The following is a 26,477-nucleotide window of genomic DNA, read 5'->3' on the forward strand; positions in this document are numbered from 1 at the left end:
CTTGAAATAGCGGGAACGATCCGCTCAAGACGACGGGAAATGGTTGAGCCGTCCGCCATGATCGTTGACGTCGCCGGTTGCGGCGCCAGCCGAGAGACGCCGCAGCAGCGCTTGGGGAACTCTGCGTAGTTGCCGGTGAAGCCGGTAACGAGTGGTGGAACGGCTGACGTCGAAACGATTGGCCAATTCTCCGCCGAACGCCACAACGAATTTGTATCGCGCCTCGTTCTCAATTCCGCCATCGAAATCGAAATGAAGGCCCCGCTCGTGCGCCAGCTCGATGCCACTCCAGAGGAGCAGACTTACTGCGCCTGGATGGGCAATGCTCCTGTCCCGCGATGACAGGAAATAGTGCACGAACTTGTGGTCCCAGACAAAGAAGACCTGGGCGTGGACGTTGTTGTTCGAGTCCACCGCCGCGAGGATCCTGCATTGCTGTCGCTCGCTCGCGGCGGCATAGACAGCTTCCAATCGCGAGAGGTCGAAATACGATTTCGCGCCCTCCAGGTTAGCCTGGTAATACTTCACGAAGTATTTTGGGGACGTGACTTCGCGAATGGCAAGCCGTTCCCGCGCGCGTCGTATCACGTTCTTCGTCTTGTCGCGCAATCCCGACCAGAGCTCGTCTCGGGAGATCGTGCATTTCAGCATGAAAGTCGGATGCGCCCGCACCTCGTAGCCGCACGCGAGGAACGCGGCCACATCGCTGAACCCGGTATCGAGCGTCATCTCGACGTGATCGAAATCCGCGACCTGCTTGAGCAGGTCAGTGATGACCGCATGCGCCAACCGCATGCGTGCTTCCGTCTTGCCGGACTGCAGCGTGACTGTCGGCCCGAGAAAGCGCGTGATTTGAGGCATCTCGCATATGTTCATCCCGCCTTCAGTACGCGTGACGAACCGGAGAGAACCAACAACGCGCCCGCCACGCGAACAAGTGACTTCGCGCCAGCCACCGGGAGCCAGCGCATCCAGCCACCAATCCTCGTGAAAGACCGATTTGCGCATCAAATTCCTCTTCCGGAGACTAACCGGATAGCGAATCGGCAATCTGATTAAACCAAAACGTGCAGAAATGCCCAAGGTCCGCGCGGATCAGAAGGCCTTAGCTTCTATTGTAGTTAACGACGTCTGCAGCATTTAAATCGGGGCGCTCGCCTAGTTAGCCTCTGAGTTCGTCGTCGGTCAGGTGACGCATTGACGCAATACCGCGCCTGTTCAAAACATATTTAATCATTGCCCACGAGGCATGTGCTCACTGCGAACTTTTGCGTGCCGATCCATCCAAATTCGGCTGCACGAACGGCGTGCCGGCGTCATAGCGCGCTTTGGCCGGAAGCACATGAAGCTTCGTCTCTCCGACCGGGTCCACCCAAGGCCAATCGTATCCGCGCCCGACATCGAAGAACGGGGGGCGGCTTGCGAGGTACATGGAAGCAGGCAGGGCGCGATCCTCGCTTCCGGAATCCCAGTGCGTTTTGTTGGTGAGGTAATCAAAATTGCCATATCGAATCGTGGACATCGCAACCTTTGCGTCCGTCGGATATGGCTTCACGGCGTCCCAGCCGAGCATCCAGACGCCGGGCTTTGCATCGGTAAAGCGGGTTTCATACGACCAGCCGTCCATCTGACCGGGAACCCCGAGCACGTTTCCTATGAAAGACATCCAGTAGGAATACGCCATCAGGCCGGCGGCGCGCCGCGGCCCATTGCGGGGCTGCGACATATCATCGATGGTCCCGCCAGCCTGATTGTCGAACGCTGCCCGGACGCCGCGTAGATAGTTGCGGAAAAACGTGTGATAGATGCTGTTGCCGTGAGTGTCGTCGCTGTCGGCGTTCTGAGCGTAGTTGCCCTCGAACAAGACGTGATGGGCGCCCACCATGTGGCTGGCGTTGAGCCCGGTCTCGATCCAGGCTCCATTCGTATTGATGTAACCCATGTCCATGTAGTTATAGCCGACCACGGAGCCCGCCCCGGCGGAACGCGCCACCACCAGCTTGTTGGCCCTCACGGCAATTCCATTCTCGATCAGAACTTCCGACGATCCGGCGGAAAGACTAATGGCATATCCGCCTCCGCCGGGTTGAGCCCAGGCCGCGTCGTGCACGTAGAACTCGCGTAGTTCGACCCGGAAGGAGTTGTGAATTGCAAAGCCTTCGCCGTGCCAAACCGAATTGTCGACGTTCTTCGCCCACGAAGAAGCAGCCCAATTGAAGCGAAGATTGCCCGCGTCGCCCCCCTTGAGCGCCAGATCTTCGACGCCCGCGTGCTTCACATGCGGCTGCGCGAACCGTGACAGTTGAGCGGCGTTTGCCTTCCGATAGCTGATGTGAATTGGGGTCGTGAAGGTGATCCTGGAACCGGAGACGGTGCTGATCTCCTTGACCTCGGCAACAGGCCGATCAGGTCTCCCGAACCACGATCCAGCGCTTTGCGGCGTCGATGGAAACGCATCGGGTGCAAAGTCATCGACAAACTGAATCGCAGGTTTGTGCTTTTGCCAGACAACCCTGAAATCTTCCGACGCCCAGATCTGCCCTCGCCCCTGCGGGTCGACACGCCAATCGGCGGCCGACGCCTCGTCGAGCAGCACGATCTGTCCAGGCACAAAGCCCGCGGCGTCGTCGACCTCGACCGTTCTTTCGCCCTTTATTGCATCATTCCGAAGGTTCGCCGATCGCACGGCATTGACCGTATCGCTCGTGCTGGAGAAAAGCGACGGTCCCACCACGACCAGCGGAGACGGCCTGGCACCGACTGCGTCATTGAAAGGTTTCGCGCCATCCTGCTTTTCGAGCGTCGTCCGGCCCGGACCGGAGCCGCGCAGGGTAATTGCCTTGTTGAGCAGCAGGAAATTGCCGCCATTGATCAGAAACCGTCCCGCCGCCAGTTGCACGACCTGCCCTACCGGGCATGCGTTGATTGCGCCCTGGATTGCCGCAGCGTCATCGAGTGTGCCGCCACGAGGCGACAGCGTCGCGCAGATGGTTTTTCGAGAGGGTATCCCACCTTCAGCCATCAGGCCGGGTTGCCAGGTCGTCCCGCGATCTGAGGGCAGTATTTCCATCGAGTCGAGAGCAAATGCGGACGAATGGCTTGAGCATGCAACGAAGATCATCGTTGCAGCCAAACACCGCCAATGCCGCCGCAGGGCCGCCCGCATCGTCTCGTGACCAGGGTTGCGCCGCGTCGCGATGACCTTCCGGTTGAACATGCATCCTCTGACTTGCAGCGCCAAACCGACTGGCTTCGCGCCTGCTAGCGTGACCTCACGACGTTAACGGGAGTAGACGGCGGCCTGAACCGCGGTCCGTGGATGCGCCGCATTGCTGGGCGCCTGGCTATCGCCAAATTTGCCGCGGGACGCGCCTGCCCCCAATATCTGGCAGCTTCAACCGCGGCTATAACGAACACCACCCACAGCATTTCGAAGCCGCGCATCCATGTGCTCTCGAGACCGTTCGTAATGGCAACGTAGAGAACGATCGACAGCAGGATCCATGCCCGCGAAACATCAAAACGCGCCAGGCGACCAATGCCGTGTATCGTCGCAAGGATGAATCCGACAAGCAGGAAAAATCCCGCATAGCCTAGTTCAAGCAATGTGTCTTCATAACCATTGTGGGCGTTGGGCATCTCCTTGACCCAGCCCGGCGCTTCCACGATGCTCGGCGCGTCGGGTCCAACCAGCCAGAACGACTGATAACCCCAGCCCAGCAGCGGCTTCTTTACGATTTGCATATTTGCAAAATCCCAAATGATGGTACGGCCCGTGAAAGTCGAATCGCCGTACAGCATGTACGACACGCGATTCATGCTGATGCCGGTGACGAACGAAAAGACCATCCAGCAAATCGGTATCGATACGACAATCACCCACACCGGAACGCGGGTAGCCCTGGAAAGCTTGAGCAAGGTCCAGGCGAACGCCGGGACAAGCACCGCAAGTGCAAGCGCCGTCTTTGAATTGCTCAGCAGCAGCAGCGCGACAGACATGAGCGCGGTAACGATGCCGAGAACCCGTCGCCGTCCGGGATGAAGCAGCTCATGGAGCGCAAGCAGGAATGCAACGGCAGCGCATTCGCCTAGATAGTTCTTGCCCGAGAAATAGCCCGGGTAGCCCCATGTGGCGTACTTCACGTCGATCGGCGGCCTGCCCATGACGAACAGCATGTTCAGCACGGCAGCGATAAAAAAGCACCAGAACAAGCCGCGTAGCAGGTCGGTCGATCGAGTGGCAACGATCGCCGGGAGCGCGATCGAGGCAATGATCATGGCCTGCTGCGCAAATCTGATCCCTGAAGCCTCCGGCTTGAATGCCCAGGCAACGCTCGCCCCCGCCAGTGCAAGATAGGCAAACAGTATGATCAGGATCGGCGGAAAGCGGAGTCGCGACCGATTGCGCAGCGCAACGACGAGCGCGACTGCGGACAGGATCGGCCAAAAGATTTTGCTCTCTGGTCGAGCTTCCAAAAGACAAGCCGAGTCCGTCGGACTACAGGTCACGAGGATCAGGGGAAAAGCAATCGTGGCATAGACGCAGGCCAGCAACGGGATGATCGCGTATCCATCGATTACCCGACCGGACGAAGCCGCCAAGCCTGGTCGCTGAGAACGCAATACGGCTTCGTGCATGCTCGGTGCCCGTCAACTCCAGTCGCCAAGGCAGCAAGCTGATCGTTAATCGCCTGCCTTGCCCGACCGTGGGGCCGCGCAGCGAAACGATCAGCCTCTCAATGGCGCTGGCGCCAACACGTACTCAGACACGGCTCCGAACACCAACGATAAGTCAATCTTTCCTGAATTTTTATAGTGAACGCTTCGTTAACGCTTGTCCCCTAGCGTGGCGCACAGGGCGGGCTGTTTCGCTTGGTCGATTGATATTCCGGGAAATTGTGGATGCCGCGTAAGTACATGTTTACTCGCGCAAATTTCTTCCGAGCCTCCGCCCGGCAGTACGGCGGTCGATGCCGGACGGCGACGACCGCAAGCGGCGCGCGAGCAAGCACGAAGAAGAGACCGGCGTTTACCAAGACTCCGTTCGTTAATCTTCGTTAACCAGGGTCCAATGTCGTGCCGAGAAGTGCAGGCAAGAATAGTCAACGAACGCGGTGCCTGACCACTCGCGAAGTGGCGCCGGCGCATTCGGCTGGCAATTCCTCGCGTCTCAGTGGTGGCCGCCTATTGGGCGCTTTGGCCGTCACAGCGACAATCGCGCTCGCTGGCTGCTCGACCATGCCGACCTCGGGACCGGCAAGCTCCTATGTCCGCGCGGGGCAGACCGACCCTGAAAGCGTGCACTATGCTCTGGTACGTCTGACGACCGACACCGAGAGGGTGCTGGTGCGCAACTCTACGCGGATCGACCGCGTTTTCACGGATCGCCGCGGCCCGCCCGAGATTCGCTTTGGCATCGGCGACACGGTGAGCGTGACGTTGTTTGAATCGATGGCCGGTGGCCTGTTTACTCCGACCGAAGCCGGTACGCGTCAGGGTAATTACGTCAACTTGCCCAATCAGGCCGTGAATTACAAAGGCAACATCACGGTTCCGTACGGTGGCTCCATCCGCGCCGCGGGCCGGACACCGGACGAAGTCCAGAATGCAATCGTGAAGTCCCTGCAGGATCGTGCGATCGAACCACAGGCGGTGGTTGCGCTGGTGGATCAGAAGGCAACCTCGATCAGCGTATTGGGCGAGGTCGGACAGCCTGCGCGTTTGCCTGCAAGCGCCAGCGGCGAGCGGCTGCTCGACATCATCACGCGGGCGGGCGGCCCCAAAAATCCCGGCTTCGATACCTGGGTGACCCTCGAACGCGATGGACGGCACGGTACTGCACCGTTCGGATCGCTGCTCAGCCAACCGGCAAACAACATCTTTGTTCGTCCCCAGGATACGGTCTACGTGTACACGCAGCCGCAAACCTTCCTCGCGATGGGCGCCGCCGGGCAACAGGGGCAGTTCTCGTTCGGGGCCTGGCGCCTGTCACTGGCCGAGGCCATGGCGAAGGCGGGTGGCCTTAAGGATGATCACGCTGACCCTGGGTCGGTGTTTATCTACCGAGGAGAACCACGCGAAGTTGCCAAGCAGCTCGGCGTCGACTGCACTCGCTATAGCGGGCCCCTTGTCCCCGTTATCTATATTCTCGATTTGAGAGATCCCGGCGGGTACTTCATCGCGACAGAATTCGAGATGCGGAATAAGGATGTCATCTTCGCGTCCAACGCAACATCTGTCGAAGCGACAAAGTTCATGACTTACCTTCGGATGATCATCGGCACCGTGAGCGATCCAATCGTCGCCGGGATCGATGCCTACACGCTGAAGGGACTCGCCAACGGCAGCATCTCCGGAGCGACAACCATCGTTACGTCGTCCCGATGACATCAATTGGCTTGGCGGAATCGACTCCCGCGGCAGGTATGCTGCCGGCAACCGAATCCGCCGAGGCAACTGTCCGCGACCGGTGGCCCCGCCTTCACGGACACATTCCTGCGCTCGACGGAGTGCGGGGACTTGCCATCGTGTTGGTGATGCTACTGCACTTCGTCGGCAACACGTTGCCGACCAACGCTGTCGAGAAGATCGTCGTCGGAATCACCAACTACGGCTCCTATGGCGTCGAGTTGTTCTTCGTCCTGTCCGGCTTTCTCATCACCGGAATCCTCTATGATTCACGGGAGGAGCCGAACTTCTTTCGCAATTTCTATATACGGCGAGTGCTGCGTATTTTTCCGCTCTATTATGGCGTGCTCGCGCTCGTCTTCTTCGTCGCTCCGCTTTTGAGCCCGCTGCGTGGTCCGACCCTCGACTATCTGATAGATCGCCAGGCCTGGGCCTGGCTGTACGGAGTCAATGTCTACATCGCATGGAACGGTGACTGGTCATTCTCGTATCTGGAGCATCTCTGGTCGCTTTGCATCGAAGAACATTTCTATTTCTTCTGGCCGCTCGTCGTATATCTGGTCGCGAAGCAACCGAGAAAGTTGATTGTGGTCAGCCTCGGCCTATCGGTCGCTGCGATGCTCGCTCGCCTGGGCGGCTCCTTGGCCGGACTTAGCTGGTGGACAACCTATGTGTTGACACCGTTTCGGCTGGACGGTCTGGCACTCGGCGCCTTTCTCGCCGTGGTGGTCCGACAACAGGGCGGACTTCAGCGACTTGTGGGCGCCCTTCCATACGTTGCGACCTCTGCATTTGCCTTGCTATCCCTGACTTTCATCTGGACGCGCCTGGTGACCGACCAAGGTAACGCTTTCGTCCTTCCGGTTCGGTCTTCCATCATCACCGTGCTGTTGGCTTGTCTCCTCATCTGGGTGCTTGTTGCGCCAAGGCGTTCCTTGGTATCGCGCCTTTTCTGCAGCCGACCCTTGATGCTTCTCGGGACCTATAGCTACGGCCTATACGTCTACCATCACTTCATATCATACTACCTTGTGACTCATCGAACCGAACTGACACTCGGCGAATGGCTTGGCTCTCACAGCGCAGCCGTGGCAATACAGGCGACAGCGGGCGCGCTCGTCTCGCTGCTAATCGCTTATCTGAGCTATGAATTCGTCGAAAAGCGCTTCCTGGACCTGAAGCGGTTCTTCAACGCTCGGCGCGCCGTTGCTGCTGGCGAAGCGTTGGCGCCTTCCCATCCGTACCGCAACTGATGGCGAGCCTCGTACGGTAAAAACCCTCGAGAGCGTGAGCTGCTGAACTCCAGGCATACTTGCTTTCGGCCAAAAGCCTTGCGGAACGTCCGAGATCCGCAGCGCGATCGGCATCGCCCAGCAGGCCGCTGACACGGGCGGCAAAGCTCTCGACATCGTCCGCGATCATGATGTCACGATCCGGCACGGCCTCGATCCCCTCGGCGCCCAAGGTTGTCGAGACGATTGCCTTGCCCATCGCCATAGCCTCGACAATCTTAAGCCGTGTCCCGCCTCCCAATCGCAGAGGGACGACGACGACTGCCGCCTCGGCGAGATGCGGTCTCAAATCCGGCACGAAGCCGGTGAACTCGATTCGGGGACCTGCCAGCGCTAACAGGGCGGAGGGCGGCGAACCGCCAATGATCTTGCAACGCGCATCCGGATGGCTGGCCGCGATGCGCGGCCATATATCGTTGATGAAGTGGATGACACCGTCGACATTCGGTGCATATGACAAGAGGCCAAAGAACACGACAGTGCGTCCGTCAGGCTTCGGATCGTCGGCACGCGGGCGATAGAACTCGATATCCGCGGCATTTGGAATGACAGTAGTCCTGGCTTCCGGCATTTCTTCAAGCAGCCGACGTTCGTCAGTCGCGCTGCACAGATAGACGCCATCCGCGTCACGATAGGTCCCGAGCTCCTCCTTCCGAAGCTTGCGCCAATTGACCTCGGAATAAAGGCGACGAAACAGACTGTCGCCGCTTTGGGCGTACTGGCGGGCAAGGTCGTAGTCGATATTGTGAGAATCCACGACCAATACCGGAAGCTTCTCTCCTGCCGGCGCCTTGCGCAGCTCGTAGTGTCCAAGGAACGTGAACTCGAGATTAACCACGTCGAAGCGCGTCGACCCCAGCAAGTCGTCCAGCGTCTGACGCACTACGTCTGCCGTGATTCGCAAACGCTCGAAGCTGAGGGGCGATACCAGGGAGCGCAGTTGAAGCAGGCGCTTCGGCATCCCATCGCGACCGAACGGGTTACGCACGAGCACCACCTTGCGGCAGTAGGCCTGCATGGCAGTTCGGCATTCCTCGATGTCGTGCTCGTCATCCACGAGCATGACTGACGTCAGGTCGTGACGTTGAGCCAATTCCGTCATCAAACCGTGCATGCGTGCCTGCGCGCCGATCCGCGGCGGGCTCGCAGGCATCTGTGACACGAAGAGAACATTTAGGCGGTCTGAGTGCATCGATCCAAACCTGCCTGCCACATCGGCAGGTACTGAGATGCTCGCTGGGGCCCACATTCACACAGCTCGGCTTACTCAATGCTTAAGCCGGAGCTTTGCGTTAATAGTTGCCGCGTTCCTCTTAACGAAACAATGATAGAAAGGCGGCGTATCCATTTATCCGCTTGGATTTTCGACGTAGAAGCATTGCCGAAGCAGTCTTGGTAGGTTCTCCGCAACGTTACCTCGTGCGGGCCAGCTCAAGCTCAAGCCGCGAAGGCGACGATTGAATGTGCGGTATCTCCGGTATCATCGGCCGGCTTGACGAAAACAACCGGGCCGCGCTCGCTCGGATGAGCAAGGCCATGATCCATCGCGGGCCGGACGGCCATGGCTCGTGGGCTTCAACGCCGGATGCCCGCGGCTGGGGTGTCATGCTTGATCACCGCCGTCTCTCGATCCTTGATCTGTCGTCCGCCGGCGCTCAACCGATGGTGGACGATACAACCGGGCACGTGATTTCGTTCAACGGCGAAATCTACAACTATGTCGCCCTGCGCAAACGCCTCGAGAGCGAAGGACAATCTTTTCGGTCTAGCGGCGACACCGCCGTCATGCTGCGGGCACTCGGGCTGCATGGCCTGGAGGCAGTCGGATGGCTGCGCGGCATGTTCGCATTCGCAAGCTGGGATCCGCAACAGCGACGACTTCTGCTCGCGCGCGACCAGCTCGGCATCAAGCCGCTCTATATCGCACAGTCCAGTAATCCGAACACGACGTGGTCGCTGATCTTTGCATCCGAACTACGTGCATTGCTGGCCTCAGGCTTGCTCGGAACGCCGCGCCTTGATCCGCAGGCGGTTGCGAGCAATGTATGGAACGGGTTTGTTGTCGGCCCTTGCACCACGGTCCAGGGTGTTGAACTTCTTGCGCCGGGTCACTACGCCGAGTTTGACGGGGCAGGCCGTAAAATAAGCGAGCACGATTTCTGGCGCATTCCCGGAGAGTCGCCAAAGCCGACAATGGACGAAGCGACGCTTGCCTCGATCCTCGACGAAGGGATGAGGCTTCACCTCGCCAGTGATGTGCCGCTCGCGGTTTTCCTGTCGGGCGGCATCGATTCCTCCGCGATGGCGAATCTCGCGCAACTGACCGCTGACGCCCCGGTTCATACTTTCACGCTCGCGTTCGAGGACCAGCAGTTCAACGAAGCGCCGTTCGCAAGGCAGACCGCTGCGGCAATCGGCACTCAGCATCATGAGGTAGTGTTGTCCGAGCAGCGGTTCGTCGACAGTCTGGACGACGCCCTCGATAGTCTCGACCAGCCAACCTTCGATGGACTGAACGCCTATTTCATCTCCCGGGCTATTCGCGAAGCAGGCTTTACCGTCGCGCTGTCGGGAACCGGGGGCGACGAGCTGTTCGGCGGGTATCCGACGTATCGCGATCTTCCGATCTTGCAGCAGTGGTGTCATCGGGGCCGCGCCTTTCCAAGAAAATGGCAAGCCAAGGCTGCAGCCTTGCTGACATGGCCCTTGCGACGATCCTCGCATCCCGTAGCGCCTCAAACGCGCTGGGCGAAGCTTCCGGATATGGTCGATCGTAGCGAGGATCTGCTGGCGTTATACCAGATGGCCTACGCACTCTTCCTGCCTGGATTTCAGGGTGAATTGCTTGCACCGGATTTCGCGAGCGCGCTCGTGGACGGCCTTCCCGACGCGATGCGCCGGCGGCTGATGGCCGAAACGGCAGGCCGTACCCCTGTTTCCGCTATTAGCGTGATGGAACAACGTCTCTTTTTGGGTGAACGCCTCCTGCGCGATAATGATGCAGCAAGCATGGCCAGTTCGCTCGAGCAGCGCGTTCCGCTGGTCGACCACGTATTGTTTGAAAGCGTCGACGCCCTGTCGGACCAAGCGCGATATCAGCCCTTGGGGCGCAAAGATATGCTTCGGCGGATCGGATTGCGCGGTCTCGATCCTGCGCTCTTCGAGCGCCCAAAGACCGGCTTCGTCATGCCCTTTGACCGGTGGATTCGCCGCGGATTGAAGGACGCCATGGATCGGACCATGCGCGATCCGCAGGCGATCGCGCCTACGGGCCTAAATCCCGCCGCGGTCGAGCGACTTTGGCGAGCCTTTCTCGACGGAGCGCCCGGCATGTACTGGTCGCGGGTCTGGTCCATCTACACGTTTGTCCGTTGGTGCCATCGCAACGGCGTTTACGCATGATCAGCGAGTGCCTTCACCGGCTTTCCCGCCGTTCGCTCTGACCATTCGTCCAATCGATAACGTCGAACTCGAGCCCTCGCTTCAGCATCTCCGCCTCAAGATCGGTGGCATGCCGCTTCCATTCGGCCGTCGACCGGACTCGGAATTTGGGATCTTTGCCGCTTGCCTCGAATTCATCGTCGGCCTCGAGCGCGCCGCGGATAGCTTCATATATCATCCTCAGACTGGGATCGGTGATGGCGCCGCAGGCCATTGGTTTCAGTGTCTCGATCTCGTCGAAGTTTTTGCTCATGACTATGGTCGATCCTCATCCACGCGCGCTAGCGCGCCTTCGATGACCTCGATCTCCTCGCGAAGGATATCGCTCACAATCGACGGCTTGAACCCTGGAATGGTGTGCATCTGAACATCATCCAGCAATTGCTGACGATGGTGCCTCAGCTTTTCCAAGGCTTGGCGATCCTTCAATGAAACGTAGCCGGCAACGATCTGCTCGATGGCTTTCATCGGAAATGCGCTCTACAATAAGAATAACGTACTGCAATCTCTCGAATAAACTGGCCAAATCGCTTCCTGACAAGACCCCCGCCTTTGTGCTCGTGCGGTAGCGTTAACGCTCAGCCCGTAAAAACCCGGACCCTCCACGAAATGATTTCGCCGCCGTTTGTCGGGATCCGGCAAAGCGAAGACGTCAGTTCGATCGTCGTTGCCGAGTCACTTCCACGCAACGCGACGGGGAAGGTGCAGAAGAGCCTGTTGTGCGACCGCTTCGCCGATATCTCCTCGGCGGAAGTTCAGCAGCGAATCTGAAACGGACTCCTGCGACCCGCGACATGATGCCCGTCGCGCGGTACTGCGGATCCTCGAAGATAGCAGCGATGCTGTGGGCGGCGTTCCGTTCACCGGCCGCGAGCGACGTGCGTGACGCCAGTCAGGAGTGGCGCATAACGACACCCGTCGGCGTGGCAAAGCCCTGGAGTGTCTTGATCCGCTTCTCGAGCCACCAGCCGAACTCCGGCGACCAATCTTCGAAACGGCTGTTGATGCCGAGATCGTGCGCCCAGTGGTGGGCGATGTTGGGATTGAACTGCGACTGCCGCCCGACGGCAATGAGGTCGGCCTGGCCTTTTTGAAGGATGGCCTCGGCCTGCTGCGCCTCGAGAATGATGCCGACGGCCATGGTGGTGATATCCACCTCCTTGCGCACGCGCTCGGCGAAGGGAACCTGGAAGCCAAGGCTGCGCGGCACTTGCGCTGCCGTAGCCGCGCCGGAGATTCCGCCGGAGGAACAGTCGACGACGTCGACGCCGCGCGCCTTCAGCTCGTGCGCGAAGGCGACCGTATCATCCATGTTCCAGCCCTCGACGGTGCCGTCGACGGACGAGACGCGCACGAACAGCGGCATGTCCGCCGGCATTTCGCGGCGCACCGCCTCGACGATCTCGAGCGGCAGACGCATGCGGCCAGCGCGGTCGCCGCCGTACTCGTCATTGCGTGTGTTGGAGACCGGCGACAGGAACGAGGCCAGCAGATAGCCGTGCGCGGTGTGGATCTCGATGGTGTCGAACCCGGCGGCAACCGCTCGCCTTGCAGCGGCTGCCCAGGTACCGACCATGGCCTTGCACTCGGCAGTGGTCAATTGCCGTGGCGTCAGCCAGCCCTTGGCGACCGGCTCGGCGGTCGGGCCGACCGGCTGCCAGATCCTGGCGCCGGCTTTCAGATTCTCCTCGGTCAGCGGCCCCATGCCCTGCATGGCGGACTGTGCCGACGACTTGCGGCCGCCATGGCCGATCTGGATGCCGATCGCCGTCCCCTGACGCTTCATGAAGGCGACCAGCGGCTTGAAGCTCTCGGCCTGCTCGTCAGTCCAGATGCCGAGATCGTTTTCGTTGGTGAGCCCGACTTCCTCCACCGCCGTCACTTCGACGAAGACGAGCCCGAATCCACCGAGCGCATAGCGACCAAGATGAACGAGATGAAACGCTCCGCAGGTATTTCCCGGTTCGCAGCTGTAATGGACCATCGGCGGCACGACGAGACGGTTCTTCAGCGTAAGGCCTCGAATCGTGAGTGGCTGGAACAGCATCGGCCGCTCGTCTTCTTTGCCGTTGATCATTTCACCACTCATGGAACTGTCTCCTTGCATGCTATGGCCGTCCGGTCGTGCCATGGACGGCAAGTCTTCAGGTACGTCTTGGGGGCCCCAGCGACGCGCGCGGGATGAACTCGTTGGGCACGAGCACGCGCCGCGGCTCGCGCGGACCGTCGTTTCGGATGCGATCGAGCAGCATGCCGGCCGCAATCCGGCCGACCTCCGCCTGATCCCAGCCGATGATGGCGACCGCCGGCGAGACGAGCTCGGCGAGTTCGGAATGGCCCGACGCGATCAGCGACACGTCCTCCGGTATCCGCAGGCCTCGCCCGCGCACCGCGCGCAGCACGCCAGACAGCATGTCGATGCCGCCGGAAATGATCGCGGTCGGAGGGTTGCGCTGGCCGAGCAATGCCGAGGTGATACGAAATCCCGCGCCGGGCAGGAAGCTCCCCGCGTGAACGAGCGAAGGATCAGGCTCGAGATTTCGCGCGGCAAAAGCCTCCTGATAGCCGCGAACGCGTTCGCGCGCCGGATAGAGCCCGGCGTCGCCGGTGATCAGCGCCACGCGCCGATGACCGAGATCCAGCAAATGACTGACCGCGACGCGCATCCCTTCAGCGTGATCGGCCATAACGGCATCAGTCCAATCCGGCTGATCACGATCGATCAGCACGATCGGAATATCGAGATCGCGCAGGAAGGCCTCGAACTCACCGGCGACCGGCGTGTACGGCCCCATCATCACGCCGTCGGCCTGCCGCCGCGACAGCCGGCTGAGCAGCTCCCGCTCACGCTCCTTGCGGCCTTCCGAGTTGGAGATGAGCAGCGAGAAGCCGACCTCGTCCAGCACGTCGTGCGCGGCTTTGACGAAACCCGCGAGTTGCGGAATGTTGATCTCACGCAAGATGCAGCCGATCGTGTGGGTCGACCGGATGCGCATGCTCTGCGCCACCGCGTTCGGCGTATAGCCCAGATCGTCGATTGCGCGCTGGACCTTCCGGCGGATGTCGGGATGGACGGTGGCATTGGCATTGAGCACCCGCGACACCGTGCCGGTCGAAACGCCCGCTGCGGTCGCCACGTCGCGGATCGTCAATTTGCTTCCGCGACCTGCCGTTTGCTGTTCTGCCATCACCATCACCGGGGCTGAGACCTCAATCCCCTGCACAATACGCGGAAGCCAATTCGGCCGCAGGTGCTATCAGCCGGCCGAAGGCAAATGATTTGTGCATTTCTCCACCGTGATCCAAACGGCCTGGCCTCCCGTCCTTGTTCCGGAACGATCAGATGGCGTCGGCTTCGACGATATTGCGGCTCATACTTCGAACGCCCACTGCTCCGCCACCAGGCTGTATCGGCCTGCCTCGCGCCGCATATGTCCGAACCCGGGGAAATGCAGATGCATGCCGCCGACCAGCATGTCGTCAGTGACCACCATGTCGAACATCATCTGACGAGCGGCCGCGGCGGCCTCGGGGTCGGTGTCGAATTCCATCGTCACTTCCGGACGTGCAACCTGGATCTCCGGCACATGGACCGTGTCCCCCCAAACCACCATTGATTCGCCGCCGCACGATACGACATAGGCGGCGTGGCCGGGGGTATGACCGTGGATCGGGATCGCCGTGACGCCCGGGAGCACCTCGCCCTTCCGGAAAGTCTTGACGCGATCGGCAGCCATATAGGGCTTCAGCTGGGTGCGGCCGGCCTCGAAATAGCGGCGCCGGGGCCGCTCGGCCGCCTTGGCCATCGCCTCATCGTTGAACCAGTGATTGATCTCGTTCTCATGGACGATGACTTCCGCATTGGGAAACAGCCGCGTTCCGGTTGCGGCATCTGTCAGCCCGTTGGAATGGTCGGGATGAACATGGGTCAGCAGCACCGCGTCGACCGAGGCCGGATCGATGCCGGCGGCAGCGAGATTTGCCGGCAGGCGGCCGCAGGTCGGCCCCATCAGATCCGCTGATCCGCAGTCGATCAGGTAGGTCCGGTTGTCCATGCGCACGGCAAAGGCGTTGACCGAGATGCGCGGCGGCGAGGTGCGATGATCGCGCGCCAGAATGGCTTTGGTTTCCTCCTCGGGGATATTGCGAAAGATCGTGTATCCCATGTCGACGTAACCATCGCTGAGGCCTGTGACCAGCGCATCGCCAAGCTTGCGGTGATAGACTCCTGCGACTTGCGTTGAGGGTGAAGTGCTCATTGTGCGTCCCCTTGCCAAAATCTTGCAACGATCGCTGCATCGTCGCGCCTGTGGTGCCAGCTCCGGCCCACGCCAAGTTGTGCCTTCGACCAGAGCCTGATCTGCATCAGCGCGTAGGCCCAGGTGACGGCAAACACGTCCATCACGGGAGCGCCGGCGATGCGATGGACGCCGTGACGAACAAGGAGTTCCGCCAGCACACCTTCCGCCGGAATGATGACGTCAGCGCCGCGCGCCACCAGGCGCTCGGCCGCGGCCGTGAAATTTGCGATGACCGGAGCCGGGTCGGCGTAAGCACGCGCCAGCTGCGGCTCGTCGAGCGGCGGATCCATCGCCGCGACCTCCAGCACACGCGCGGCGAGCTTGTGCTTGTCGACCGCAACCTTGGTCATCCACTGCACCGCCGGCGCATTGGAGATCAATGCCACATAGCTGCCGAGCGAGCAGCCGACCAGCAGGCCGCTCTCGGTCAGCGAGGCGACGGGAATATCCACCGCGGAGCGGATCTCGCGCAGAAACGGTTCGCTGAACGAACCGATCACGAAGGCATCATAACCCTGCCGCTCGGCCGCGATCGCATTGTCGATCACCCGGCTGAGAATGCGGTGATAGGCGAATGCATTGCCGAGCACCGCAGTGGCCGAAGCGCCGGCGTATGATCCGGACGGAAGCCCGTGGACGACGACCTCGGCGTCGTCGCCAAGAATTTCCGCCGCATGGGCCTCGAGCGCGCGCTTGTAGACTTCGAGATGATCGAGCTCGTTGACCGACTGGTGCCAGATGCGCGGCGTCGATCCCTTCCCAGCCATTGCCGCGCTCATGCGTCGCTCCGGTCGTTGGTCAGGCGCAGCGAACGGATCGACCTGAGGTCCTCGATATTCCAGAGCTGCTCGAACAGGGCGTCGGCCTCGCCTTGCTTGAACACCCGGGTCGCGCAGTCCATGAACTTATCCTGCAGTTCGTCGCGCGAAAGCGGGCGCTGCCAGCTGCCCTTGGCATGAACCACCGGCGCGTGCTCAAGCACTTCGCCCGATGTCAACACGACGCTGACGCAGTCGGCCGGCGCGAACGGCTGATCTCCCGGCATGATTTCATCGGTTGTCGTACAGTGGACCTTGGCGAAGGTAGCGCCGACGTCGGGCCGCGAGACGAACTCGTCGGTGAGCTCGGACAGCCCGACGCGGCCGGCGATCAGCGCGGCGGTCATCGCGAATTCCATGCTGAACTTGGCCTCGAGACCGGTCTGCGGATTGGTGTTGCGCAACATCAGCCTTTGGGTGACGCCGGTGTGGACCCGAATTTCCTTCACGTCGTCGGGTTTGAGCTTGTGCGCATTCACCAGGCCAATCATCGCGTCGATCGAACGATGGGTCGCATAGCAGGTCGGATAGCGCTTTACATTGATGCCGAGATCGGCAAGCCGCCAGTTGCGGCCGATATCGATCGTGCCGTTTTCGATATCCGGCGTGCCCGAGGGCGAATGGGCGCGCAGGAAGCCGGTTTGGTGCTCGAGCACGTCCAGCGATGCGGTAAATCCCTGATCGGCGAGACGCGCGGCAAGCACGCCAGATTGGGCGGTGCGACCGGCATGCAGCGATTTGGTCATGGTGCCGAAATTGGCGACCAGTCCGGAGGCGAGCGAAGCGGCGATCGCGATGGCATGCGCGGTCTTCGTGGAGTCGAGATTGCGCAGCCGCGCACAGGCGGCCGCGGTGGCAAGCGCACCCATCACGGCCGTCGGATGAAAGCCGCGCTCATGGAGGTGACCGGGCTCCAGCGCAATGACCTGCGCCCAAACTTCGTAGCCCGCGGCATAGGCGGCAAGCGCGTCGGCGCCGCCGGAGTCGAGCGACCAGCCTTCGGCCAGGATGGCCGGCACCAGCACGGTGCTCGGATGTCCGGCCAGCGCCACGTCGTCATAGTCGAGCACATGCGCCGCGACACCGTTGACGAGCGCGGCATCCGGCGCCGCGAGATTGCGACCCGACGGAACCTCGGGCGCGCCGTCGTTCTGGGTGGACGCGGCCACCATCGCCGACACGATCCGCACCGGCTGCTCGGCGGCGCCAGCGATCATGACGCCGACGCAGTCGATGATGCCGGTCCGCGCCGCCTCGCGGCAGCGGCCGGACAGATCGGACAGCTTGAGGCCGGCTACAAAATTCGCCGTCTGACGCGTGATATCCAGCATGGGTCGTCTCCTCAGTAGGAACGCGGAAGACCGAGCACGTGCTGCGCCACAAAGGCCAGCACCATGTTGGTCGAGATTGGGGCTGTCTGGTAAAGACGGACCTCACGCCATTTGCGCTCGACGTCGTATTCCTGCGCAAAGGCGAAGCCGCCATGGGTCTGGAATGTCGTATCGGCCGCCTTCCAGGTGGCCTCCGACGCCAGCAGCTTGGCGATGTTGGCGTCTGCTCCGCAGGGCTGCCCAGCCTGGAACAGCGCGGCGGCACGGCGGCACATCATGTCGGCGGCTTCGAGTTCGGCGTAGGCACGCGCCAGTGGAAACTGGATGCCCTGATTCTGGCCGATCGATCGTCCGAAGACGCGCCGCTCATTGGCATAGGCGACACCCTTGCCGAGAAGCCAGCGCCCGTCGCCCACACATTCGGAGGCGACCAGGATCCGCTCGGCGTTCATGCCGTCGAGGATGTAGCGAAAGCCCTTGCCTTCCTCCCCGATGAGATTGGCGGCGGGCACTTTCAGGTTCTCGATGAACACCTCTGTCGTGTTGTGATTGACCATCGCCTTGATCGGACGGATTTCGACGCCGTTGCCCTTGGCCTCACGCAAGTCGACGAGGAACACCGAAAGTCCGTCGGTGCGCCGCTTCACCTGATCGACCGGACTGGTGCGCGCCAGCAGCAGCATCAGGTCGGAGTGCAGCGCCCGCGACGTCCAGACCTTCTGGCCGTTGACGACATAGACATCCCCCTGACGCTCGGCGCGAGTCTTGAGCTGGGTGGTATCGGAGCCGGTATTGGGCTCGGTCACGCCAAAGGCCTGCAGCCGCAGCCGGCCCGCCGCGATCTCCGGCAGGTAGGTCCGCTTCTGGGTCTCGTTGCCGTGACGGAGCAATGTACCCATGATGTACATCTGGGCATGCGCGGGACTGGCGCTGCAGCCGTTCGCATTGATCTCTTCGAGGATCACCGCGGCCGCACGCAGCGGCAGGCCCGAACCGCCATACTCCTCCGGGATCAGCGCGCCGAGGAATCCCGCTTCCGTCAACGCCGCGACGAATTCGGTCGGATAGGCGCTTTGATCGTCGAGCTTGCGCCAGTATTCGCCCGGAAAGCCCTTGCAGATCTGCCGCACCGTGTTGCGCAGGTCGGAGAAATCCTCGCCCAACGCGACGGTGACCTCCATGTCGGCGGGTTGGGCGGCGTCGTGATAGTTCATGTCATATCCTTTCAGGCGGCGGCGCTGGCCGACACGCGGAACGTTTTGGGCAGGCCGGCGCGGGCGATCGCGCCGGAGAACCGTTCGCCGGGCAGCCAGCTCTCGACCTCGCGTCGCAAGGCAACCAGCCGCTCGACATCGGCGCCGGTATCGAAACCAAGTTGTTCGAGCAGGAAAACGGTATCCTCGGTGTCGATGTTGCCGGTGGCGCCGGGTGCGAACGGACAGCCGCCGAGTCCGGCGAGGGATGCATCGAACGCGCGTACACCCGCATCCAGTGCCGCCGTCACATTGGCGAGACCGAGACCGCGCGTGTCGTGGAAGTGGCAGGCGACCGGCAGTGGACGCACCGCTGCGATCACTGCGCCCATCAGGCGGCGGACCTGACCCGGATCGCCATAGCCGACCGTGTCGGCGACGATGATCTCGTCGGCGCCCATCCCGGCGAGCCGCACCGCGATCTCGACCACTCGTGCCTCCGATACCGCCCCCGAGATCGTGCAGCCGAACGCGGTCGCGATGCCCGCACCAAGTCCGATTCGTGCTCCGGGGCGCTGATCGCGCGCCGCAGCGATGCGCGCGAAGTCCTGCAACGACTCCTCGGTGCTGCGGCGAACATTGGCCTGATTGTGCTCCTCGCTCGCCGAAAGCACGTAGTTGACGATTGGCACACCGAGCGCGAAGGCGCGCTCGGCCCCCTTCAGATTCGGAACCAGAACCGACGGCCGCAAGCCCGGCATTGTCAGTGCCCCGCGGGCCACCTCCTCCGCGTCGGCAAATTGCGGGATCACCTTGGCCGGCACGAATGAGGTCACCTCGATCTCGCGGATTCCGGCCTCCACCGCGCCACGGCACCAGGACAGCTTGCGCGCGCTCGGCAAGATGGTCTTGACCATCTGAATGCCGTCGCGGGGTCCGACCTCGCGAACATGAGCTTTCTCACGCACTTCGCGCCTCCTCCTACTTGCCTTGAAAGTTGGGTTTGCGGCGCTCGTTGAACGCCAGCACGCCTTCGCGTCGGTCCGCCGTCGGGACCAGACGGTTGTAGGCTTCGATCTCGAAGGCGAGGCCATCGGCGAGCGACATCTGCAAACCGCGATGGATCGCCTGCTTGGCCTGGCGCACCGAGATCGGGCCATTGGCAGCGATGCGATGGGCGATGGCGAAGGTCGCCTCCAGCAATTCCCCTGGCCGCAGCACCCGATTGACCAGCCCCCACTGCTCGGCCTCGGCGGCCGAGAACGGCTGCCCGGACAGGATCAATTCCTTGGCGCGGCGCTCGCCGACGGCGCGCGGCAGATTCTGCGTGCCGCCGCCACCTGGCATGATGCCGAGCGTCACTTCGGTCAGCGCGAAGCGTGCATTGGTCGAGGCGTAGACGAAGTCGAGCGCCGCCGCGATCTCGCAGCCGCCGCCATAGGCCGCACCATTGATCGCGCCGATCACGGGAATCGGACAGCCCAGCAGAGCGCGCAGCATGCGCTCGAAGACCAGATGCTGCGCCTGCCAGGCCTCGTCCGTCATGCCGTTGCGCTGCTTCAGATCGCCCCCGGCGCAGAACGCCTTGTCGCCGTGTCCGGTCAGGATCACCGCGCGCAACCCCTCGATGTCGGTCGAGAAGCCCTCGAACAGTTCCACCAGATCGAGGCCCATCTGGGTGTTCATCGCATTCGACGCTTCCGGCCGGTGCAACGTGACCAGCAGGATATCGCCATCACGCCGTTCGACCTTGATGGTCTGGAAATCAGTTCGCATTGATGGCTCCCTTGCTCGCAGGCTTTCGAAGAATGGCATTGTGCTGGCCGAGCGCCGGCGCAGCGGTGCGTGCGCGCGGTCGCGTACCGTCGAAGGCAAGCGGAACGCCGACAAGATCGATATCGTCGCCGGCACATCGCACCATCATGTCGAGCGCGCGGGTTTGCGGATGCTCCGCAACCTGATCGGTGGTCAGCAGCGGTGCATTGGGAACCCCGGCCCCGTCGAGAATGCCGCCAAGCGCATCGGCCGTATACTTACGCACCGCGGCCGCGATTTGCGGGATCAGTCGTTCGCGGTTGACGACCCTTGCCGCGTTGGTCGCGAAGTCAGGATCATGCGCAAGCGCTTCGAGATTCAACGCCACGCACAGCTTGCGGAACAGATTGTCGTTGCCGGCGGCAATCATCAGCCATCCGTCGGACGCCTCAAATGCCTGATAGGGCGCGATTTCCGCGGTGCCCGATCCATAGGGCTTGCGCACCTCACCTGACGCCGCATAGCCGGCCAGCGGAACGGTCATCCACGCGAGCCCGGTCTCGTAAAGCGAGGTCGCAATGCTGCGACCCTGACCGCCCTTGTTGCGCGCCACCAACGCAGCGAGCATGCCGATCACTGCCCACATGCCGGACCCCATGTCGACCAGCGAGACGCCGACACGCACCGGCGGCCGTCCGCCCTCGCCGGTGACGCTCATGATGCCGGTGCTGGCCTGGGCGAGCGGATCGTAGCCGGGCTTGCTGGCGAGCGGCCCCTTGGCGCCGAACGCGCCGATGTCGCACCAGATCAGCGATGGCTTCGCGGCGCTAAGCGCATCCGCGGTGAGACCAAACTTGTCCAGAATGCCGGGCCGCAGATTCTGGATGACGGCATCCGCCTCGTTCAGGATCAGCGACTTCAGCCTCTCGCAATCCTCCGCTGCACCGAAATCGACGGTGATGCCTTCCTTGCCGCGATTGAGACTATGGAACACACTTGCCGTCCCGTTCCAGAACGGCGGCCCCCAGCCACGCGCATAATCGCCACTCTTGGGATTTTCGACCTTGACCACGCGAGCGCCGAGATCGGCCAGAATCAGTCCGGCATAGGGGGCGGCCACGCTGTGTCCGAGTTCAACCACGGTGATACCAGCGAGCGGCTTGTCAACGTCCATCAAATCCTCCCGGCCGCCGCAAGGGCCGCCGCCGTTCCTGTTGTCATCAATCGGTTCATCACGTCGAGCGGCGTCGCTTTCACGACTTGTCCTGCGCATTGTCGGCAACCAGCACCGCGCCGTTGACGAAGCTCGCGCGGTCGGACAGCGCGAAGACAATCAAATTGGCGAGTTCCTCCGGCGTGCCCCAGCGCGTGTTGCGCATCGAATTATTTTCCGACCAGCGCTTGCGTTCGGCTTCCGCCTCCTCTTCGCCCAGATTGCGCTTGGCGAGTTCGCGCTCCCATTTTGCAAAACGTTCCGGAGTATTGACGAACCCAGGAACGACGCAGTTGACGCGAATGTTGTGCGGCCCGAATTCGTTGGCGAGAATCTTGGAGAAGCGGATTTCGGCCGACTTGGCCGGACCGGTGCAGGACGACAGGAACGGCGGCATCGTCACCATGATCCCGGTTTCGCCCGACACGTTGACGATGCTGCCGCCGTTCTGCTCGATCATGATCGGGATGATGCGCTGACAGATACGGAACTGAGCGAAGAAATTGATCGCCATGCCGTATTGCAATTCCTCGTCGGTGACTTCGAGGAACGGCTTGTAGGTGCCGGTGCCGGCATTGTTGACCAGGATGTCGATACGGCCGAGACGGTCGCGGGCGACCGCCGGCAGCCGCTCGATCTGCTTCAGATCCGTCACATCAAGCGACAGCGTTTCGACCTTGACGCCGGTGCTCCGCTCGACGTCAGAACGACATTCGGCCAGCGCGTCCTCGCGGCGCGCGCAGACCAGAACCTTGACACCCTCCTCCGCCAGCAAGCGTACGGTCTCGAGACCAATGCCCTTGCTGCCGCCGGTGACGATCGCAGTCTTGCCTTCAAGTCCAAGTTTCATCTGATCGCATCCCTCTGAGATCGGGTCAGGCGGTCGAGCAGCCTGCGCACAGGCATCGATCCGCCGCTACGTGCCGAAGCGAAAACCTCGGCCGCAAGGCTGGCGCCTTCGCCGGCCGGAATTCCGGTTCCGGCCAGGCGGCTCTCAAAAACCTCAGTGGCACGGGCTTCGTCCTGGAACACCAGAACCTTGGGCGCCTCGCGCGCGGTCCGGCGAAGACGCGCACCATTTTCCATCTCCAGTTCGACGGTCGCGTCGAGATGGGTACCGATCGCGTCCGGCTCGACGATCATCTTGTCGACGAGTGCCATGATCTCCCGGTCCTGGCGGTGCTCGACGCCCATCTCGTAGTCGAGGCGGCCGTAGCGCAGCATGGCGGCGACCGCAAAGGCGGTGCTGGCCTGGGTCTGCACCGTCCGCGTGAACGGTCCCTTGAAGGACGTTCCCGGATACTGCGTATAGGGCTCCCAGATCGTCACGGTGATCAGCTTTACCTGCGGCAGATCGATGCCGTCGCGGTGAAGCACATGCGCCGCCAGCACCGCCGACATATTGTCGCCCAGGGTTGCGAACGGCTTTGCCATGATGCCGATCATCGTCGCGACATCGGGGCCTCGCTGCCATTGTTCTGGCGTGCGATCGAGGCCGGCAAGCGAGCGCAACAACCCCTTCGGTCCTTCCAGCGCATCAGGCGCCCCCTGGACGCCGCGCGCCGCAAGCTCCGCGGCCACCAGCCCGCCCTGGGCGGCGCGCCCGTTCTGTACGCGCCATTCATCGGAGCCGCAGCGCACCGGCTCCAGCGTGCCGCCGGTCGTACAGGCCGCGATTGCAACCGCGCTGGTGGACCTCGATGGATCGAGCCCAAGTGCGGCTGCGGCCGCCGCCGCGGCACCGATCGTGCCGAAGGTCGGGCTGGTCCGTACGCCCCTGCGGATCAGGCCGCGGGCAACGACTTCACCCGCACCAAGCCATTTGAGCGCGGAATAGCCGACCGTAAGAGCGGTCAATACGGTGCGCAGCGGCGCATCCAGCGTTTCGCCAAGCGACACCGCGACCGGCGCAATCAGGGATCCCGGGTGCGTCCATGAATCGTGGTCGGTATCGTCCTGAAAATGGGCATGAACGGCAATGCCATTGGCGAGAACCGCCTCGGACAGCGCGGCATGTTTGCCGCTCGCCCAGATGCGCGCGGTACGCGGTCCAGGCAGCACCTCCGCGGCCATCGCGCGCGCGGCCGCGGCCGTCGGCTCGTGCCGCGCCGCGAGCGCGAGCCCCAGCGAGTCGAGCAGGCAAATGGCTGCCTTCGTGGCGACATCCGGGGACAGTTCGCTCGCCGACGTCGTTGTGGCGAAGGTCCCGAGCAGCGCAGTGGCGTTCAGAGTAGCTGACATCATAGATACTCCTCGGCAAGCGCAACGTCGCGAATTTCGGCAACGGTGCCGCTCCGCCTGACCTCACCACCGCGCATCACGTAGCCGCGTGTGGCAAGCTTGAGCGCCGGACGCGCCATCTGCTCGGTCATGAGAATGGTCGTGCCGCGCTGTTGCATATGGCGGATCGCCTCGCTGATCTGCGCGATCCACACCGGCGCAAGTCCGAGAAACGGCTCATCCAGCAGCAGCAGCTTGGGAAACGAACTCATGGCGCGCGCCAGGGCGACGATCTGCTGTTGTCCCCCCGACAATTGTCCGGCCGGCTGGCTGGCGCGCTCCTTCAGGATCGGGAAGATGCCACAGAGCCAGGCCCAGGCTTGGCGCTGGCTCGCCCCGCCGTGCCAGCAGGCGCCACTCAGGACGTTGTCGGCGACCGACATGGTCGGGAATACGCGGCGGCCTTCGGGCGAATAACCAATTCCGGCCCGCGCGCGCCCGTCGCAGGAAACGGCACTGAGATCACGGCCCGCGAAGCGCACGCTGCCATGCGAGGCCTGGACCAGACCGATGATAGCGTTGATCAGGCTCGACTTGCCGGCGCCATTGGCGCCGATCAGCAGGACCGTCTCGCCCTCGGCGACGTCGATCGAGACGCCGCTGATTGCCGTGATGCCGCCGTAGCGGACTTCGAGGTCTTTCACCGCCAGCATCAGGCCGCCTCCTCGTCCACTGTCCCGAGATAGGCGTCGATGACATCCTTGCGTGCCAGGACGTCGGCGGGAGCGCCCTCGGCCAGAACACGGCCGGAATCGAGCACCAGTATTCTCGGACAGAGGCGGCGCACGAGATCCATGTCATGCTCGACGATCAGGACCCCGCAACCGAGCACCGTCCTCACGTGGCGCACGAAAGCATCGACCCGCAGGCGCTCCCGCCGCTCGAGACCGGCCGCCGGCTCGTCGAGCAGCAGGACTTTCGGCCGAGCGGCGCAAGCCAGAATGAGGCCCAGCATCTTCTGGAGCCCGTACGGCAGCTTGTCGCTCTGCTCGTCGAGTTGCGGTTCGAGCTCGAACTCGTCGATCAGCGGCGCGACGCTGTCCCATCCGGGCCCACTGCCGCTGAAGCGAAGGGCCCGCGAAATGTTCTCGCGGACCGACGCCGTACGAAAGGTGTTGGTCTGTTGAAAGCTGCGGATAATTCCCATGCGACTGACGGCATGCAGCGGCTTGCCGGTCATATCCTTGCCGTCGAGCCGCACCCGGCCGGTGGTCGGCGGCAGCATGCCGCAAATGACGTTGATGAGCGTGGTCTTGCCGGCGCCGTTCGGCCCGATGACGCCAAGGACGTCGCCTGGCGGGATGGCGAAGCTGATATTGTCGAAGACATGCAGCCCGCCGAAACGCTTGGAGATGGCTGCGACCTCGAGCAGCGCGCCGCCGTCGGTCCGTCCGGTGCGTTCAGTCGTCATTGCAGGGGCTCCATCGCATTGGGCACGCTCAGCGTCGGCGACGAGGCGACGGTGGAAGACCGCGACGGCGACGGCGGAGAAAACACGCGGACGCCGAGGCGATGGATCGTCCCGACGACGCCCTCGCGCGCGACCAGCACCACCACCACGATCAGGAAGCCGAACAGGAACTGGGAATACTCCCCGCGCAGTGCGAAGACGTCTCCCGCCCAGATCAGGAGAGCGCCACCGACAACCGGGCCAAGCATGCTGCTCTTCCCACCGATGATCGCATAGGCAATGTAGTTGACCGATGACAGCGCGCTGAACGAGGTCGGATGAGCGGTGAGCAGCATGTTGACGAGAGCGAAGCCGGCGAGCCCGGATACACCCGCCGCGATGGCGAAGCCGAACGCCTTGTAGTGCCAGACGACAAGGCCGAGACTCTGGGCGAGCAGTTCGTTCTCCTCGATCGCCGCGAAATGCTGGCGCAGCGTGCGGGTCACCGCAGCGGTGACGATAGCGCCGGCGAGCGCCAGCCCGATCGTGACCTGCAGCACCGCGCGGTTGTCGGCGAGCTCCAGCCCGAACAGCGTCACGGCCGGCATGCCGACCAGTCCATTGGACCCGCCGGTCCATCCCGGCGTTTCAAACAGCAACAGTTGCGTGATCTCGGTGAGAACGAACGTGACCAGCACGAAATAGACGCCGGTCAGACGGAGCACCAGCGCACCGAGCGGCAGCGCAAACAGCGCCGGCACCACGAAGCTCGCAAGCCCCAGCAGCAGCACATCGGTCACGCCGTGACGAAGCCCCAGGATCGCGACGGTGTAACCGCCGATCGCCATGAAGGTCGGCACCGCGAAGGTCATCAGATTCATGCGCAGCATGATGTAGACGCTGAACGCGGCCGTAATCGCGATCAGCATCTGGTTGGCCAGCGAATAGACCATCGGGTTCTGGCTGAGCCAGGGAACTACGAAAGCGGCCGCGATAACCACGACGCTTGCTGCCTCGGCCAGGTCGCCGCGCTTGGAAAGGGTGCGGGCTGTCAT

At 62.4% G+C, this 26,477-nt stretch carries 24 protein-coding genes; 4 read left to right on the plus strand and 20 right to left on the minus strand.

What is annotated here, in order from left to right:
• Positions 1–24: 24 nt before the first annotated feature.
• The 3 genes from AKL29_RS36690 to AKL29_RS36700 form a co-directional block, all read right to left on the minus strand.
• Complete coding sequence (locus tag AKL29_RS36690) at positions 25–1,008, minus strand: GNAT family N-acetyltransferase (RefSeq protein WP_244482621.1); 984 nt, start codon at positions 1,006–1,008, stop codon at positions 25–27.
• Positions 1,009–1,255: 247 nt separating this feature from the next.
• Positions 1,256–3,217 carry a pectate lyase family protein gene (locus AKL29_RS36695; protein WP_244482622.1) on the minus strand — a complete coding sequence of 654 codons (1,962 nt, stop codon included), beginning with the start codon at positions 3,215–3,217 and terminating at the stop codon, positions 1,256–1,258.
• Between the two features lie 44 nt (positions 3,218–3,261).
• A complete protein-coding gene (locus AKL29_RS36700) occupies positions 3,262–4,638 on the minus strand; it encodes an O-antigen ligase family protein (RefSeq protein WP_244482623.1) in 1,377 nt (458 codons plus the stop codon).
• A 600-nt stretch (positions 4,639–5,238) separates the two neighbouring features.
• On the opposite strand from AKL29_RS36700, the gene AKL29_RS36705 reads away from it, so the two are divergent.
• Both AKL29_RS36705 and AKL29_RS36710 read left to right on the plus strand, forming a co-directional pair.
• Entirely contained in the window at positions 5,239–6,387 is a 1,149-nt protein-coding gene (locus AKL29_RS36705) for a polysaccharide biosynthesis/export family protein (protein ID WP_317250112.1), read from the plus strand.
• Positions 6,384–7,661: an acyltransferase family protein gene (locus tag AKL29_RS36710; RefSeq protein WP_050387508.1), complete on the plus strand. Its 1,278-nt coding sequence runs from the start codon at positions 6,384–6,386 to the stop codon at positions 7,659–7,661. The genes AKL29_RS36705 and AKL29_RS36710 overlap by 4 nt, the downstream gene beginning before the upstream one ends.
• Here AKL29_RS36710 and AKL29_RS36715 read toward each other — a convergent pair.
• Entirely contained in the window at positions 7,597–8,814 is a 1,218-nt protein-coding gene (locus tag AKL29_RS36715) for a glycosyltransferase family 4 protein (protein WP_244482624.1), read from the minus strand. The genes AKL29_RS36710 and AKL29_RS36715 overlap by 65 nt on opposite strands.
• Before the next feature lie 347 nt (positions 8,815–9,161).
• Between AKL29_RS36715 and asnB the strand changes: the two genes are divergently transcribed.
• Positions 9,162–11,102 (plus strand): asparagine synthase (glutamine-hydrolyzing), encoded by a 1,941-nt coding sequence (asnB, locus tag AKL29_RS36720; protein WP_050387510.1) that lies wholly within the window; start codon positions 9,162–9,164, stop codon positions 11,100–11,102.
• A gap of 13 nt (positions 11,103–11,115) precedes the next feature.
• Here the strand turns inward: asnB and AKL29_RS36725 are convergent, their stop codons facing one another.
• Together AKL29_RS36725 and AKL29_RS36730 are read right to left on the minus strand one after the other, a co-directional pair.
• Entirely contained in the window at positions 11,116–11,394 is a 279-nt protein-coding gene (locus AKL29_RS36725; protein ID WP_038377337.1) for a hypothetical protein, read from the minus strand.
• Between the two features lie 2 nt (positions 11,395–11,396).
• On the minus strand, positions 11,397–11,609 hold the full coding sequence (locus tag AKL29_RS36730) for a hypothetical protein (protein ID WP_028333410.1): 213 nt from the start codon (positions 11,607–11,609) through the stop codon (positions 11,397–11,399).
• Positions 11,610–11,750: 141 nt separating this feature from the next.
• Here AKL29_RS36730 and AKL29_RS43100 point away from each other — a divergent pair, with 141 nt between their 5' ends.
• Positions 11,751–11,912: a hypothetical protein gene (locus AKL29_RS43100; protein ID WP_160321820.1), complete on the plus strand. Its 162-nt coding sequence runs from the start codon at positions 11,751–11,753 to the stop codon at positions 11,910–11,912.
• A 121-nt stretch (positions 11,913–12,033) separates the two neighbouring features.
• Here AKL29_RS43100 and AKL29_RS36735 read toward each other — a convergent pair whose 3' ends face one another.
• The 14 genes from AKL29_RS36735 to AKL29_RS36800 form a co-directional block, all read right to left on the minus strand.
• A complete protein-coding gene (locus tag AKL29_RS36735) occupies positions 12,034–13,230 on the minus strand; it encodes an NADH:flavin oxidoreductase/NADH oxidase (protein ID WP_244482625.1) in 1,197 nt (398 codons plus the stop codon).
• Positions 13,231–13,285: 55 nt separating this feature from the next.
• Positions 13,286–14,278, minus strand: coding sequence for a LacI family DNA-binding transcriptional regulator (locus tag AKL29_RS36740; RefSeq protein WP_244482626.1), 993 nt, complete (start codon positions 14,276–14,278; stop codon positions 13,286–13,288).
• A gap of 234 nt (positions 14,279–14,512) precedes the next feature.
• Positions 14,513–15,400 carry an MBL fold metallo-hydrolase gene (locus AKL29_RS36745; RefSeq protein ID WP_028333413.1) on the minus strand — a complete coding sequence of 296 codons (888 nt, stop codon included), beginning with the start codon at positions 15,398–15,400 and terminating at the stop codon, positions 14,513–14,515.
• Positions 15,397–16,221 carry an aspartate/glutamate racemase family protein gene (locus AKL29_RS36750; protein WP_028333414.1) on the minus strand — a complete coding sequence of 275 codons (825 nt, stop codon included), beginning with the start codon at positions 16,219–16,221 and terminating at the stop codon, positions 15,397–15,399. The genes AKL29_RS36745 and AKL29_RS36750 overlap by 4 nt, the downstream gene beginning before the upstream one ends.
• Positions 16,218–17,591: an MmgE/PrpD family protein gene (locus AKL29_RS36755; protein WP_050387512.1), complete on the minus strand. Its 1,374-nt coding sequence runs from the start codon at positions 17,589–17,591 to the stop codon at positions 16,218–16,220. The genes AKL29_RS36750 and AKL29_RS36755 overlap by 4 nt, the downstream gene beginning before the upstream one ends.
• 11 nt (positions 17,592–17,602) lie before the next feature.
• Positions 17,603–18,805, minus strand: a complete 1,203-nt coding sequence (locus AKL29_RS36760) for an acyl-CoA dehydrogenase family protein (RefSeq protein WP_050387513.1) — start codon at positions 18,803–18,805, stop codon at positions 17,603–17,605.
• 11 nt (positions 18,806–18,816) lie between these two features.
• Complete coding sequence (locus AKL29_RS36765) at positions 18,817–19,752, minus strand: hydroxymethylglutaryl-CoA lyase (protein ID WP_050387514.1); 936 nt, start codon at positions 19,750–19,752, stop codon at positions 18,817–18,819.
• Between the two features lie 13 nt (positions 19,753–19,765).
• Entirely contained in the window at positions 19,766–20,560 is a 795-nt protein-coding gene (locus AKL29_RS36770; protein ID WP_050387515.1) for an enoyl-CoA hydratase/isomerase family protein, read from the minus strand.
• Positions 20,550–21,713, minus strand: coding sequence for a CaiB/BaiF CoA transferase family protein (locus AKL29_RS36775; RefSeq protein ID WP_050387516.1), 1,164 nt, complete (start codon positions 21,711–21,713; stop codon positions 20,550–20,552). Before AKL29_RS36775 ends, AKL29_RS36770 begins: the two co-directional genes overlap by 11 nt.
• A 79-nt stretch (positions 21,714–21,792) precedes the next feature.
• A complete protein-coding gene (locus AKL29_RS36780; protein WP_050387517.1) occupies positions 21,793–22,602 on the minus strand; it encodes an SDR family NAD(P)-dependent oxidoreductase in 810 nt (269 codons plus the stop codon).
• Entirely contained in the window at positions 22,599–23,993 is a 1,395-nt protein-coding gene (locus AKL29_RS36785; RefSeq protein WP_050387596.1) for an MmgE/PrpD family protein, read from the minus strand. Before AKL29_RS36785 ends, AKL29_RS36780 begins: the two co-directional genes overlap by 4 nt.
• Complete coding sequence (locus AKL29_RS36790; protein WP_050387518.1) at positions 23,993–24,685, minus strand: ABC transporter ATP-binding protein; 693 nt, start codon at positions 24,683–24,685, stop codon at positions 23,993–23,995. Before AKL29_RS36790 ends, AKL29_RS36785 begins: the two co-directional genes overlap by 1 nt.
• Positions 24,685–25,443: an ABC transporter ATP-binding protein gene (locus AKL29_RS36795; protein WP_050387519.1), complete on the minus strand. Its 759-nt coding sequence runs from the start codon at positions 25,441–25,443 to the stop codon at positions 24,685–24,687. Before AKL29_RS36795 ends, AKL29_RS36790 begins: the two co-directional genes overlap by 1 nt.
• Positions 25,440–26,477, minus strand: a complete 1,038-nt coding sequence (locus tag AKL29_RS36800; RefSeq protein ID WP_028333423.1) for a branched-chain amino acid ABC transporter permease — start codon at positions 26,475–26,477, stop codon at positions 25,440–25,442. Before AKL29_RS36800 ends, AKL29_RS36795 begins: the two co-directional genes overlap by 4 nt.

The sequence above is a fragment of the Bradyrhizobium pachyrhizi genome, from assembly GCF_001189245.1.
GTDB classification, from domain to species: domain Bacteria; phylum Pseudomonadota; class Alphaproteobacteria; order Rhizobiales; family Xanthobacteraceae; genus Bradyrhizobium; species Bradyrhizobium pachyrhizi.